General features: G+C 64.9%; 13 protein-coding genes, 1 pseudogene and 1 riboswitch. Of the genes and pseudogenes, 8 read left to right on the top strand and 6 right to left on the bottom strand.

Annotation, left to right across the window (positions count from 1 at the left end):
* Positions 1-40: 40 nt before the first annotated feature.
* Entirely contained in the window at positions 41-1048 is a 1008-nt protein-coding gene (locus IVA74_RS00265; protein ID WP_247338698.1) for an Hsp33 family molecular chaperone, read from the top strand.
* A 132-nt stretch (positions 1049-1180) separates the two neighbouring features.
* On the opposite strand, the gene apaG is transcribed toward IVA74_RS00265, so the two are convergent.
* On the bottom strand, positions 1181-1585 hold the full coding sequence (apaG, locus tag IVA74_RS00260) for a Co2+/Mg2+ efflux protein ApaG (protein ID WP_247338696.1): 405 nt from the start codon (positions 1583-1585) through the stop codon (positions 1181-1183).
* A gap of 206 nt (positions 1586-1791) precedes the next feature.
* Between apaG and IVA74_RS00255 the strand changes: the two genes are divergently transcribed.
* The 3 genes from IVA74_RS00255 to IVA74_RS00245 are packed head-to-tail and all read left to right on the top strand — an operon-like array spanning position 1792 to position 4841.
* The gene (locus tag IVA74_RS00255; RefSeq protein ID WP_247338694.1) at positions 1792-3057 is read left to right on the top strand and encodes an OpgC domain-containing protein; all 1266 of its coding nucleotides are present in this window, start codon (positions 1792-1794) and stop codon (positions 3055-3057) included.
* Positions 3057-3836: an SGNH/GDSL hydrolase family protein gene (locus IVA74_RS00250; protein ID WP_247338693.1), complete on the top strand. Its 780-nt coding sequence runs from the start codon at positions 3057-3059 to the stop codon at positions 3834-3836. Before IVA74_RS00255 ends, IVA74_RS00250 begins: the two co-directional genes overlap by 1 nt.
* Before the next feature lie 12 nt (positions 3837-3848).
* The gene (locus IVA74_RS00245) at positions 3849-4841 is read left to right on the top strand and encodes an SGNH/GDSL hydrolase family protein (protein ID WP_247338691.1); all 993 of its coding nucleotides are present in this window, start codon (positions 3849-3851) and stop codon (positions 4839-4841) included.
* 54 nt (positions 4842-4895) lie between these two features.
* Here the strand turns inward: IVA74_RS00245 and IVA74_RS00240 are convergent, their stop codons facing one another.
* Complete coding sequence (locus tag IVA74_RS00240; protein WP_247338689.1) at positions 4896-6092, bottom strand: O-succinylhomoserine sulfhydrylase; 1197 nt, start codon at positions 6090-6092, stop codon at positions 4896-4898.
* Positions 6093-6163: 71 nt separating this feature from the next.
* Positions 6164-6243, bottom strand: a riboswitch (SAM riboswitch).
* A gap of 111 nt (positions 6244-6354) precedes the next feature.
* Between IVA74_RS00240 and IVA74_RS00235 the strand changes: the two genes are divergently transcribed.
* The 4 genes from IVA74_RS00235 to IVA74_RS00220 all read left to right on the top strand — a co-directional run bounded on the left by IVA74_RS00235 (position 6355) and on the right by IVA74_RS00220 (position 10670).
* A complete protein-coding gene (locus IVA74_RS00235) occupies positions 6355-7461 on the top strand; it encodes a 2'-deoxycytidine 5'-triphosphate deaminase (protein ID WP_247338688.1) in 1107 nt (368 codons plus the stop codon).
* A 27-nt stretch (positions 7462-7488) separates the two neighbouring features.
* Positions 7489-7902 carry a PAS domain S-box protein gene (locus tag IVA74_RS00230; protein ID WP_247338686.1) on the top strand — a complete coding sequence of 138 codons (414 nt, stop codon included), beginning with the start codon at positions 7489-7491 and terminating at the stop codon, positions 7900-7902.
* 104 nt (positions 7903-8006) lie between these two features.
* A complete protein-coding gene (locus IVA74_RS00225) occupies positions 8007-9059 on the top strand; it encodes a hypothetical protein (protein WP_247338684.1) in 1053 nt (350 codons plus the stop codon).
* A gap of 165 nt (positions 9060-9224) precedes the next feature.
* Positions 9225-10670, top strand: coding sequence for an MATE family efflux transporter (locus tag IVA74_RS00220; RefSeq protein ID WP_247338682.1), 1446 nt, complete (start codon positions 9225-9227; stop codon positions 10668-10670).
* Here IVA74_RS00220 and IVA74_RS00215 read toward each other — a convergent pair.
* The 4 genes and pseudogenes from IVA74_RS00215 to IVA74_RS00200 all read right to left on the bottom strand — a co-directional run bounded on the left by IVA74_RS00215 (position 10667) and on the right by IVA74_RS00200 (position 13113).
* Positions 10667-11157: pseudogene (locus tag IVA74_RS00215) on the bottom strand (hypothetical protein). The gene IVA74_RS00220 and the pseudogene IVA74_RS00215 overlap by 4 nt on opposite strands.
* A 171-nt stretch (positions 11158-11328) precedes the next feature.
* The gene (locus IVA74_RS00210; protein WP_247338680.1) at positions 11329-11721 is read right to left on the bottom strand and encodes an SRPBCC family protein; all 393 of its coding nucleotides are present in this window, start codon (positions 11719-11721) and stop codon (positions 11329-11331) included.
* 136 nt (positions 11722-11857) lie between these two features.
* Positions 11858-12217, bottom strand: a complete 360-nt coding sequence (locus IVA74_RS00205; RefSeq protein ID WP_247338678.1) for a VOC family protein — start codon at positions 12215-12217, stop codon at positions 11858-11860.
* Positions 12218-12273: 56 nt separating this feature from the next.
* Positions 12274-13113: an AraC family transcriptional regulator gene (locus tag IVA74_RS00200; protein ID WP_247338676.1), complete on the bottom strand. Its 840-nt coding sequence runs from the start codon at positions 13111-13113 to the stop codon at positions 12274-12276.
* Between the last annotated feature and the right edge of the window lie 3 nt (positions 13114-13116).

Raw genomic sequence — 13116 nt, 5'->3', positions numbered from 1 at the left:
CCCCCTTCCATTTCCGCCCTCGGACCCCAGATAAAGCGCCATGATTTCCCAATCCCCCGACATGAAAACCGGGCCCGAAGGCCCGGTTCGCGCACCATCCGCGGTTCCGGTCGACGACGCCGTGCTGCCCTACGAGGTCGACGCGCTCGACGTGCGCGGTCGCCTGGTGCGGCTTGGTCCGGCGCTCGACGATATCCTGACCAGGCACGATTATCCGGCGCCTGTCGGCAAGCTGCTCGGCGAGGCCATCGTGCTGACCACGCTGCTCGGCTCGGCGCTGAAGTTTGAAGGCCGCTTCATCCTCCAGGCCCAGACCGACGGTCCGGTGTCGTTTTTGGTCGTCGATTACATGGCGCCGGATCGCCTGCGAGCCTACGCACGTTTCGACGCCGCGCGTCTCGGCGATGCCAAAGATTCCGGCGCGCTGCTGGGCCACGGCCATCTCGCCATGACCGTCGACCAGGGGCCCGAGATGAGCCGCTACCAGGGTCTGGTCGCGCTCGACGGCGGCAGCCTGGAAGACGCCGCTCACGAATATTTCCTGCGCTCCGAGCAGATCCCGACGCGCGTGCGTCTCGCCGTTGGCGAGGAGTGGCGTTCGAACGATGGCGGCAAGCATCGCTGGCGCGCCGGCGGCATGCTGATGCAGTTCCTGCCGAAGGCGCCTGAGCGCGCGCGGCAGGCCGATCTGCATCCCGGCGATGCGCCCGAAGGCGTCGAGGTGCATAGCGTCGCTGAAGACGATGCCTGGGTCGAGGCGCGCTCGCTGATCGAAACCGTCGAAGACGTCGAGTTGATCGATCCCGAGCTCTCCGGCGAGCGGCTCTTGTTCCGCCTGTTCCACGAACGCGGCGTGCGCGTGTTCAATCCGCTGGTCCTGAAGGCACAATGCTCCTGCTCGCGCGATGCGGTCGCATCGATGCTGAAGAGTTTTTCGCCCGGCGACCGCGCCGCCATGGTCAAGGACGACAAGGTTGTCGTGACCTGCGAGTTCTGCAGTTCGGTGTACGATTTCACGCCGGCCGAGGCGGGCGTGGAAGACGCTTGAGGCATTGGACCGTGTCGCCATCCGGGTCCCGGCTCCGCGCAGCAACGCTCGCGCGTTGCAGCGCGTCCGGGACACGAGAGTAATGACGCCGTCGGGGAAGCCGCGCCCCAAAAGGCCGCGCCGCCGCCTACCTCAGTTCAACACCCGCTTGTTGTCCGGGCTGTCCAGCGAGAATGTCGGCACCTCGACCTCGAAGCGTTCGCCGCTGGCGCTGACCATCTGGTAACGGCCGGTCATGAAGCCCGAGGCGGTCGTGAGTGGCACGCCGGAGGTGTATTCGAAGCGTTCGCCGGGGGCGAGCGTCGGCTGCTCGCCGACGACACCCTCGCCCTTCACTTCCTGCTGCCGGCCCGTGGCATCGGTGATGATCCAGTGTCGCGTCTTGAGCTGCACGGTCTCGTCGCCGGAATTGATGATGACAATGGTGTAGGACCAGAAATAGCGGGAGCGGTCGGCCGACGACTGCTCCGGAACAAAGTTCGGCTCGACGGTCACTTCGATCTGGTGGGTCACGGCGCGGTACATGATTGCCATCATACCGAAATCCGCCGGGGAACCAAACGCCGGAGGCGGCCTTGGTGACATCGTCCCGCCAGAATTCGAAAGGAAGTACACATCCAGGTGTATTTGCCAGGTGTATTTGCAAGTGTACTTGCATGTGATCCGGTCGCTTTGCGAGATGACGGCCGGACCGGTACACTCCTTACCAAGTCGCGATTTTGCGGAAGGGTTTTTAGGCCCCGATGACCATTGCCGACCAAGTAACGGGATCGACGGTCGCGGGAACCGCCAAGCCTCTGCAGGCCAACCCTGCAGGTGCCAGGCCGCGCACGGCCTCGCCGGCTATTTCGCTGCCGGCCATCGGCGAGCGCGAGCTCCGACTCGATCTGTTCCGCGGCCTCGCGCTGTGGCTGATTTTTATCGACCATTTGCCGCCGAGTCTTCTGACCTGGTTCACGATCCGCAATTACGGCTTCAGCGACGCCACCGAGATCTTCATCTTCATCTCAGGCTATACCGCCGCCTTCGTCTACGGTCGGGCGATGCTGGAGTCTGGCGTCGTCGTCGCCACCGCGCGCATCCTGCGGCGCGTCTGGCAGATCTATGTCGCCCACGTCTTCCTGTTCACGATCTTCCTTGCCGAAATCTCCTACGTCGCGACCAGGTTCGAGAACCCGCTCTACACCGAAGAGATGGGCATCATGGATTTCCTCAAGCAGCCCGACGTCACGATCGTGCAGGCGCTGCTGCTGCGCTTTCGTCCCGTCAACATGGACGTGCTGCCGCTCTACATCGTGCTGATGCTGGCGCTGCCGTTGATCCTGTGGCTGATGAAATGGCGCCCCGACGTGACGCTCGGCCTCTCGGTCCTGCTCTACGCGGTGACCTGGGAATACGACCTCTATCTGTCGGCCTATCCGAACGGCTTCTGGGCGTTCAATCCCTTCGCATGGCAATTGCTGTTCGTGTTCGGTGCCTGGTGTGCGCTCGGGGGAGCGCGACGCATGTCGCGCATTCTGGCTTCGCGGGTGACGATGTGGATCTCGATCGCCTATCTGGTCGCGGCATTCTACGTGACGCTGACCTGGTATGTGCCGCAGCTGTCCCAATTCATGCCGAAGCTGCTCGAGCAGTGGATGTATCCGATCGACAAGGCCGATCTCGACGTGCTGCGCTTCACGCATTTCCTGGCGCTGGCCGCGATCACCGTGCGCGTCCTGCCGCGGGACTGGCCGGGCCTGAAATCGCGCTGGCTGCGGCCGCTGATCCTGTGCGGCTCGCATTCCCTGGAGATATTCTGTCTCGGCGTCTTCCTTGCCTTTGCCGGCCATTTCATCCTGGCCGAGGTCGGGGGGGGGCCGGCCCTGCATGCGCTGATTAGCCTCTCGGGAATCCTGATCATGTGGGCCATGGCCTGGGTGATTTCGTGGTACAAGCGCGTGGCTGACAAAAGCGGTTCGAAAACCAAAAGCGCCGTCGGCAGCGCCGATATGGCGGGAGGGGGCTGATGAAGGCGAAGGTTTTCCTGAGCCTGATCCTGCTGTGCGGTGGTCTCGCCGCGCCTTCGGCGCGCGCGGGCGATGCTGCGCCTGCTGCTTCAGCCGCGCCTCCAGCCTGCGAATTGCCGTCCTACCTGCTCACCAGCGAAAGCCAGCTTCCCAAGGTCGCCGATGCCGTCAAGGCCGGCAAGCCGCTCGAAATCCTGGTGATCGGCAGCCGCTCGACCACGATTCCAGCCTCCGAGGACGCCTCCTATCCGGCGCGGATGCAGGCCATCCTGAAGGACAAGCTGCCGCCGTCCGAGACCGTGCACGTCTCCGTAGAAATACAGAGCAAGAAGACGGCAGAGGAAGCGGCCGCCAGCTTCGTTAAGCTGATGGAAGCAAAAACGCCTACTTTGGTCATCTGGCAGACCGGGACTGTCGATGCTATCCGAGCAATCGATCCCGATGATTTTCGTGGCGCAGTAACCGAAGGGGTTGCTGCGCTGCAAAAGGCAGGGGCTGACGTCGTCTTGATGAATTTGCAGTACAGCCCGCGCACCGAAACCATGATCTCGGTGCCGCCATACCTCGACAATATGCGGGTGGTGGCGCAGGAGCACGATATCCCGCTGTTCGATCGTTTCGCGATCATGCGGCAGTGGAATGATCAGGGCCAGTTCGACCTGTTCAGCCCGTCGCGCGGGCTTGAGCTGGCGAAACAGGTCCATGATTGCCTTGGCCGGGCGTTGGCACAGTTCGTCATCGACGCTGCCCATCTGGAGCCGGCCCAGCAGCAAAATTGAGGTCTAGCGTTAATGAGTTCTCTCCGCCCTTTTTGCCTGACGGCATGGCTGGCTGCGCCCGCTGCGGCGGCGTTGCTGTTGCTAACGCCTGTATCGCAGTCGCGCGCGCAGGAGCCGGCCGCGCAGGCAACGCCGGCCCCGCAGCAATCGGCTAATCCCGCTTCCGCTTCACCGTCCCAGACCACCGTCGCCGCGACGTCCCCCGACCAGCGCGGCATCACGGCGCGCGCCATCGACAAGGTGAAGCAGGTCGCGAAATCCGCCGGCGACATCTTCAGCCGCGTCCCCTGCCTGTCGCCGAAGGGCGGCGCGAAGGCGATGGGCACGCTGCCGCATGTCGCGGGCAAGCTCGTCGCCGGCCAGCCCGTCGTCATCGTCGCGTTCGGCTCGTCGTCGACCGCAGGATTCGGCGCGAGCTCGCCGGAGTTCAACTATCCCAATCGCCTTGCCGCGCAGCTGCACCGGCACTATCCGACCGCCGACATCACGGTCGTCAATGCCGGCGTCGGCGGCGAGGACGCGCCCGAGATGATGAAGCGGCTCCAGAAGGCGGTGATCGACGTGCATCCGGATCTGGTGATCTGGCAGGTCGGCACCAATGCCGTGCTGCGCAATCTCGATCCCGGCGAGACCGCGAAGATGGTCGAGGACGGCATCGGCCGCATCCAGGCCGCCGGCGATGCCGACGTCGTGCTGGTCGATCCGCAATATTCGCCCGCCGTCAACCAGCGCGCGGAGAGCGCCGGCAAGATGGTGAAGCTGCTGGGCAAGGTCGCCGAGCTCCGTCACGTCGGCATCTTCCCGCGCTTCGAGGTGATGCGCGACTGGCACGAAAAGCAATCGCTTCCGGTCGAGAGTTTTGTGATCGCCGACGGCCTGCACATGAACGATTGGGGCTACGCCTGCTTCGCCCAGCTCCTCGGCGACGACATCATCCGTTCCGTCGGCCAGATCAAGCTCGGTGTGAACGTGCCGGCGGACGTGCGGACGTACCGGCCGATGTAATTGTCGTCCCGGCCTAGTGCGCAATTGCGCACGGGGGCCGGGACGACCAGCACCTCACGCCTTCTCCAGCGCCGCGGTCAGATCTTCGATCAGATCATCCGGATGCTCGAGCCCCGCCGAGAAGCGGATAAAACCCTCGCTGATGCCGAGGGCGGCACGATCCTCCGGCTTCAGGCGCTGATGCGTCGTCGTGGCGGGATGCGTGACGAGGCTCTTGGCGTCGCCGAGATTGTTCGAGATCTTCGCCAGCTTGAGCTCGTTGAGCACGCGGAACGCACCCTGCTTGCCGCCCTTGACCTCGAAGCCGACCAGCGTCGAGCCGCCGCGCATCTGCTTCTTCACCAGCGCCGCCTGCGGATGATCGGCGCGGCCGGGAAACACCAGCCGCGAAATCTTCGGATGGCTCGCCAGCACGTCCGCGATGCGCGCCGCCGTCTCGGTCTGCGCGCGCACGCGCACGCCCAGCGTCTCCAGGCCCTTGAGCAGGACCCAGGCGTTGAACGGCGAGATCGACGGCCCGGTCTGGCGCATGAAATTGTGGATGTGCTCGGCGATGAACGCTTCCGAGGACAGGATGATGCCGCCGAGACAGCGGCCCTGGCCGTCGATGTGCTTGGTCGCGGAATAGACCACGACGTCGGCGCCGAGCGCGAGCGGGCTCTGCCAGATCGGCGTGGCGAACACGTTGTCGACGACGAGCCGCGCGCCGCCCTTGTGCGCGATCTCGGCAATCCCGGGAATGTCGAGCACGTCGAGCGTCGGATTGGTCGGGCTCTCCAGGAAGAACGTCTTGGTGTTCGGCTTCACCGCGCGCTGCCACTGGTCGAGATCGAGCCCATCGACCAGCGTCGTCTCGATGCCATAGCGCGGCAGCAAATCCTGCACGACGTAGAGACACGAGCCGAACAGCGCGCGCGAGGCCACCACGTGATCGCCGGCCTTGAGCGGCGCCAGGATCGCGGTCGTCACTGCGGCCATGCCGGTCGCGGCCGAACGCGCTGCTTCGGCGCCTTCGAGCTCGATCATGCGGCGCTCGAACATCTGGATGGTCGGGTTGGAGTAGCGCGAATAGATGAAGCCGGGGTCCTCGCCCTTGAACCGCGCCTCACACTCCTCGGCGCTGTTGTAGACGTAGCCCTGGGTCAGGAACAGCGACTCCGACGTCTCGCCATATTGCGAGCGCAGGGTGCCGGAATGGACCAGACGGGTTTCGGGACGGTATTGCGCGGTTGGCGCCGGGGACTTCGACATAGGACCTCCTCTGCGTGAACATCGAAAATGGTCACAAAAAAACCGGCCTGGAATATCTCCACGGGCCGGGATCACAGAGGTCCCCGGCCTGTTTAGCGACTTATTTAACGTGGCTGCAAGCCGGCCGGCTCAAATCACCACGGGATAAGTCATGCTCATATTCCGCAATGCCCTTTCCGTCAAGACGTCCATCGGATAGCCGTAAAACGCTAGTATTTCCCGCATGTCGGGATGCATTTGCCCCCCTGATGAGGACCCTCGGTTGACGTTCACGGTTGCCGCCGACGCCAATGGTATCCTGCCGGACCGCATGATCGCGGCAATGGCGGAGGGCGGTCTCATCCTGCCCGCATACGACTTCGTCGAAAGCCAGATCCAGCCGGCAAGCCTCGACCTTCGCCTCGGCGACATCGCCTATCGCGTTCGCGCCAGCTTCCTGCCCGGCCCCGGCGCCACCGTCGCCGAGCGCATCGACGAGTTGAAGCTGCACGAGTTCAGCCTTGCCGACGGCGCGGTGCTGGAGACCAACTGCGTCTACATCGTGCCGCTGCTCGAAAGCCTCGCGCTGCCGCCGGAAATCGTCGCGGCCGCCAACCCGAAGAGCTCGACCGGCCGGCTCGACGTTTTCACCCGCGTGATCGCCGACGGCACCCGCCGCTTCGACATGATCGGCGCCGGCTATCACGGTCCGCTCTATGCCGAGATCAGCCCGAAGACGTTCCCGGTGCTGGTCAGCGAGGGCTCGCGCCTGTCGCAAGTACGCTTCCGCACCGGCGATGCCATCCTCAACATCGACGAGCTCGAGGCGCTGCACGCGACCGAGCGTCTCGTCGACGTCGACGATGCCGATCTCACCGGCGGAGTCGCGGTGTCGGTTGATCTCTCCGGTCAAAAGAGCGGCGGCTTCGTCGGCTACCGCGCCAAGCGCCACACCGGCGTCATCGACGTCGATCGCCGCGCCGGCTACGCGGTTGACGATTTCTGGGAGCCGATCGCGGCGCGTCCCGACGGCAATTTGATCCTCGATCCCGGCGAGTTCTACATCCTCGCGTCGAAAGAGGCCGTGCAGGTGCCGCCCGATTACGCCGCAGAGATGGTGCCGTTCGATCCGCTCGTCGGCGAGTTCCGCGTGCATTACGCCGGATTTTTCGATCCTGGCTTCGGCTATGCCGGTGCGGGCGGGCTGGGATCGCGCGCCGTGCTCGAGGTCCGCTCGCGCGAAGTGCCTTTCATCCTCGAGCACGGCCAGATCGTCGGCCGGCTCGTCTACGAGAAGATGCTGGCCCGCCCCGACGCCATGTACGGTCAGCGCATCGGCTCGAACTACCAGGCACAGGGCCTGAAGCTGAGCAAGCACTTTCGGGTGTAGTGATCATCCGGGCCACAAGGTGTTGACATGACCAATTCATCCCAACTGGACGCACATATTGTCAACGACGTCGCCGACGCGCTGATCTATTCCGATCCGTCGGGCACGATCACGCGCTGGAATCGTGCATCGGCCGCGCTGTTCGGCTTCGCCGCCGACGAGGCGCTGGGCCAGAATCTCGACCTGATCATTCCCGAACATCTGCGCGCCGCGCATTGGAAGGGCTTCGAGGCCGCGTTTGCCAGCGGCGCGATGAAGCTTGCGGGCAAGCCGACACTGACCCGCGCGCTGCACAAGAGCGGACGCAAGCTCTACATCGAGATGACATTCGCGCTGGTGCGGGACGCCGGCGGCGCGGTGCAGGGATCGGTCGCCATGGCGCGCGACGTAACCGAGCGCGTCGAGCGCGAGCGCGCCGCCAAAGCCACTCACAATTCGTGATGCGGAATTGGCGGGCCGCCGTGCAGGGCGCCCTGCGTGCGGTTCAGGTTGTCCGTCACCCAATGCAGTGACACACTCGATCAAAATAACGATCGGGAGCGAACATGTCCGCCGCATCAGACCCCGCGCAGGAAGCCCAATGGAAACGCTGGCGCGCGGTTGCCGATCTCTATCACGCCTACTTCACCGGCCTGATCCTCACCGTCGTCACGCGTCGCGGCACGGCGGATGCGGCGGAGTTCGTCTTCCGCGTGTTCCGCCGCCAGCAGCAGGAGCGCTTCCTGCCGGGGCTGGAAAAGCTCGGGCTGAGCCATCTGCCGCCCGCCGTCGCCGCTGCGCAATATCACTACCTCTCGAACTGGATCGGCGGCGTGCACGTCGAATACATGTATGAGAGCGACACCAAGGCCTGGATCCGCTATCCGCCGCCGCGCTGGATCTGGAAGGGCACCGCGATCTGCGGCGTGCCGGGCGAAGTTTCGCGCGCGATGCTGCGCGGCTGGCACGCCAACAACGGTGTCGCGCTCGGTGATCTCCGCCTGGGCTTCGTCTGCACCAAGCAGAGCGTCGATGGCCAGGATGGGCTCGAAGGCTATTACCATCAATACGACCAACCGCTCGAGCTCGACCAGCGCCTCGTGTTCGCGCGGCATCTCGAAGCGCCATTGTTCGATGCGAAGTCCGCGCCGGCTCTTCCTGTCGCGAGCTGGCCAAAGCCGCGGCTCGAAAAAGCCTACCGCAACTATGCGATGGAATATGTGCGCACCGCCGCGCCCGTGATGGTGCAGCTGTTCGGTCCGGAGGATGCCGGCTATCTCCTGCATCTCGCGGGTAAGCTGATAGGGATGCAATATTTCGATGAGGTCGCTGCGGCGCTGTCGATGGGCCGTGGCGGGGCGAGCGAATTCGCGACGTTCCTCAACGCGCTGTTTGCCGCGCAGGGCGATGCGGCCGAGGTAACGCCATCCGAAGGCACCTTCGAAATCCGTCAGCAGAGCTGGAAGTTGATGGACGACGTCGCCGACTGTCACCCCGCCTGCGCCAAGGTGCTGGAGGGATTGTTCGAGGGCCTCGCTGCAGGATGCGGGCGGCACATCGGCGTTCACCTGCGGGCGCCCGCAGGCGGCCGCCCGCCATTGCTCTGGCGCGTCGGGTAATTCCACCATGGAACGCGACGCCGCAGGGCACGCCTGCATCTGACGCAGGAGGAATCGCTGCGTGATGTGCTAACAAGCCTCTCGTTGCGCCCTGTGCGCGAATAAATTTATTGACACACCTACTCATTGCGGCGCCGCAACTGGCGCTCGTGCCCCGGAGAGGACATGTCCGACATCGCCGAAATCCCGGTCGATGAACAAGAGCGTCCGCTGCCGCCGCCTCCACGCCCCGTGAAGAGCGCGCTGTTGGACGGCCCGATTCTGCGCACGCTGCTCGGGCTGGCCTGGCCCAACGTGGTCGCGCTCTCCGCCGGCACCTGCACCGTGATTGCGGAGACCTCCTATATCGGACGTCTCGGTGTGGAAGCGCTTGCCGCGATGGCGCTGGTGTTTCCGACCGTGATCCTGACCATGACGATGTCGGGCGGCGCGATGGGCGGCGCGGTGGCCTCCGCCATCGCGCGTGCGCTCGGCGCCGGCGATCGCGATCGCGCCGGCACGCTCGCCGCGCATGCGCTGCTGATCGGCATCAGCTTCGGCCTCGTCTTCATGCTGGGCATGCTGATCTTCGGGCCGCGCGTTCTGGAAATGCTCGGCGGCCGCGGCGATGTGCTGACACATGCGATTGCCTACACCCAGGTGTTTTTCGGGGGCGCCGTGCTGCCCTGGCTGCTCAACACCATGGCGGGCGTCCTGCGCGGCACCGGCAACATGAAGCTGCCGTCGCTGTTGATCCTCAATTCCGCGGTCTGGCAGATATTGCTCGGCGGCACGCTCGGCCTCGGCCTCGGCCCCGTGCCACAGCTCGGCATGCGTGGCGTCGCGGCCGGCGCGCTGATCGCCTATTCCATGAACATCTGCGTGATGGGCTGGTACCTGTTTTCCGGCCGCGCCCGCGTTACGCCGAAGCTGCGCGGCCTGCGCATCCAGTGGGCGATGTTTTTCGACATCCTCAAAGTCGGCGCCATTGCCTGCTTCTCGCCGCTGCAATCGGTGCTGACGATCTCGATCTTCACCCACATGCTGGCGAAATTCGGCACCGCGATCCTCGCCGGCTACGGCATCGGTGCGCGGCTGGAATTTTTGCTGACCTCTATCGCGTTCGCGTTCGGCATCGCCTCGGTGCCGATGATCGGCATGGCGGTCGGCGCCGGCCGCATCGCCCGCGCCCGGCGCATCGCCTGGATCGCGGGCGCGAGCGCCTTCGTCGCCGTCGGCGCACCTGCGTGCCTGGTCGCGCTCTTCCCTGATCTCTGGGTCAATATCTTCACGGACAGCGAGATCGTGCGCGCCACCAGCCATCAATATTTGTCGACGGTGGCGCCGTTCTACGCGTTCATTGGCCTCGCCTCGACGATGTATTTCTCGTCGCAGGGGGCTGCGAAGGTGATCGGCCCGGTGCTGGCGCAGACCGCGCGGCTGATCTACATCGCGGCGGTCGGCTGGTGGCTGTCGACGCACGATGCCACTGCGCAGAACTTCTTCTGGCTGGCCGCCAGCTCGATGGTCGTGCTCGGCCTGCTCTCGTGCTCCAGCGTGGTGCTGACCCGCTGGGGACCGCGCGAGAGCAAGGCTGCGATCAGGCCGGTTCTCTCCGGCGTCGCGGACTAACGATGCCTGTGGCGGCGATGGCCTCCGCCGCCGACATTGGCGAGCCGCATCAATTGCGGATCATTGCCATCATGTCGCCGCCGCCGGCGCCACCGAGCATGCCCATGATATCGCCGCCGCCTATGCTGCCCATACCGGTCGGCATGTAGCCGCCGCCGGCCATCGGCATGTAGCCGCCGTAATTGGGCGCACCGAAACCGCCGCCGAGATTGCCGCCACCGGGGCCGCCAAGACTCCCACCAAGTCCGCCGCCGCCATTCTCTATCATGCGGCTCATCATCGGGCCCATGGTCTGCATCATCATGGCGAAGCGGCGCTTGCCCATCTTGGCCTTCATCATCTCCAGCATCGGCGCCATCTGGGTCATCATGTCCTCGCCGCCGGCACCTCCGCCGCCGAGGAATTGCGCGTTTGCCGGTGCGCTCGAAATCGAAAACATCAGCAGCACGGCGACCGCCTGGCAGATCACCTTGTCCGCACCTCTCATGGCCTGCTCCTCGCGTGCGTGGCGCCGCCGGGAGAGCGGCGCCAACCGGACGCACGCCGCCATGGTTACAGCGGACGAGGGCTGGGTCTGTGAAAAAGATCACGCAGCTGCGGGCGTGATCCGGAAAAATGTGCAGCGGTTTTCCGAAAGGATCATGCTCAAATAAGTAAACTAAGCCGGAAACGCCTTGTGGATGGCGATCACGGCATCCCCGGTTTGGCCCTGTACGTAAGCTGCAAGCTCGTTCGGCAGCATGTCGATGATCCAGACCAGGCGGCATCTCGCATCACCCTCGGCGATCACCTGCACCGAGGCGCTGTAATGCTTCAGACGCTCGCTGTTGATGGCGTAGACCAGCCGTTGCCGCGCATCGTCGCAATCGACCAGCACTTCGCGCGCTACCGAGCCATTGGCAAAGGTGACGACGCGCGCATCGCCGTCGATCGTGCAGGCGGTGACGAAGCCCGGCGCCAGCCGCTGATGCAGCGCGCCGAAATCGCGCACCGCGTCCCAGACGTCGTGCGCCGAGGCGGGGAGGGGAATGTCATTGTGGATGGAGGCCATGAGAGTGTCCTTGAATATGTTAGGTGTTGGCCGTGGACTCCGTCATCGCGAGCGCAGCGAAGCAATCCAGAAATGCTTCCGCGGCTACGGTCTGGATTGCTTCGTCGCAAGAGCTCCTCGCAATGACGGAGAGAACTCACGTGCAGACCGCCTCGACATTGTTGCCATCGGGATCGATCAAAAATGCCGCGTAGTAAGTCGGGCTGTAATCCTTGCGCGGGCCAGCACCGCCATTGTCGCGGCCGCCGCTCTTCAGGCCTTCGCCGTGGAACGCCTTGACCGCGTCATGATTCCCGGCGCGAAACGCGATATGCGCGCCATCGGCTTTCCGTCCCTTGTTCAGGTGCAGCCACAACGCCGGCTCGCCCTTCGGCCCGAAGCCGGCGTAGCCGTCGCCGCTCGAGCACAGGACGTAGCCGAGCGGCGCCAGCACCGCGGTGTAGAAGCGCGCGGCGGCGTCGAGGTCGGCAACGCGCAGTCCGATATGGTCGTACATGTTCGTCTCCATTTCCAAAGCGCGCCGCAACTGGCGCGCGCCGGAGACGAACCTAGTCAGTTGAGGGCAAGCTGCTCTTGGAGAATCTTGCGCTTCCCCTTCGAGGCCTGACGGAACTTGGTCGGCGACACGCCGGCGGCGCGGCGGAAGGTGCGGACGAAGTTGGAGAGGTCGCCGAAGCCGACGTCGTAGGCGATGTCGGTGACCGCGATGTCATCGTCAGTGAGCAGCCGCGCCGCATGCCGCAGCCGTGAGCGCACCAGATATTGATGGGGGGTGACGCCGAGCACGCTCGAAAACACCCGCAGGAAATGGAACGGGCTGAGGCCTGCCTGCCGCGCCGCCTGTTCGAGGTCGACCTCGGCATGCGAGTTGGCGTCGATCCACAGCGCGGCTTCCACGGCGCGGCGGCGATCGCGCGCAGTGGGCGTTGTCGGCTTGCGCGCCTTGCCCGAGACGACGTCAATGAAGCGGCCGGCGAGGATTTGACCGACCTCGTCGAGACCGAGATCGCTGTTGCCATCTGCCGCCGTCTGGGCGAGCTCGCCCAGCACCATCAGCTCGGGCAGCGGCGGCGTCGCGCCGACCTGCCAGATGTCGCGACGTCCCCCGAGGGCGTCAACCAGATCCTCGCCCAGGAAAAAGGACAGGCAGACGTCGCCGGAGACATGCTCATGCGTGCAGGTGTATTCCTCGCCCGGTGCGCCGACCAGCATCGAGCCCGCCACCAGCTCGAAGAACCCGGCGCGGCAGTGGCAGCCGAAGCTGCCCGCGCGGACATAGGCGATGGAATGGCCGGTGCGGCACTCCGCAAACGACGCGTCGTCCGGTCCCGCATCGCAGCGAAACTCGGAGACCGTCATCGAGGGCGTCGTCAGCAGCGTGGTCGCATCCATGCC

The organism is Bradyrhizobium sp. 132 (assembly GCF_023074185.1).
Classification (GTDB): Bacteria; Pseudomonadota; Alphaproteobacteria; order Rhizobiales; family Xanthobacteraceae; genus Bradyrhizobium.
The sequence above is the reverse complement of the archived record's forward strand: the minus strand, read 5'-3'. Positions and strand labels throughout refer to the sequence as shown.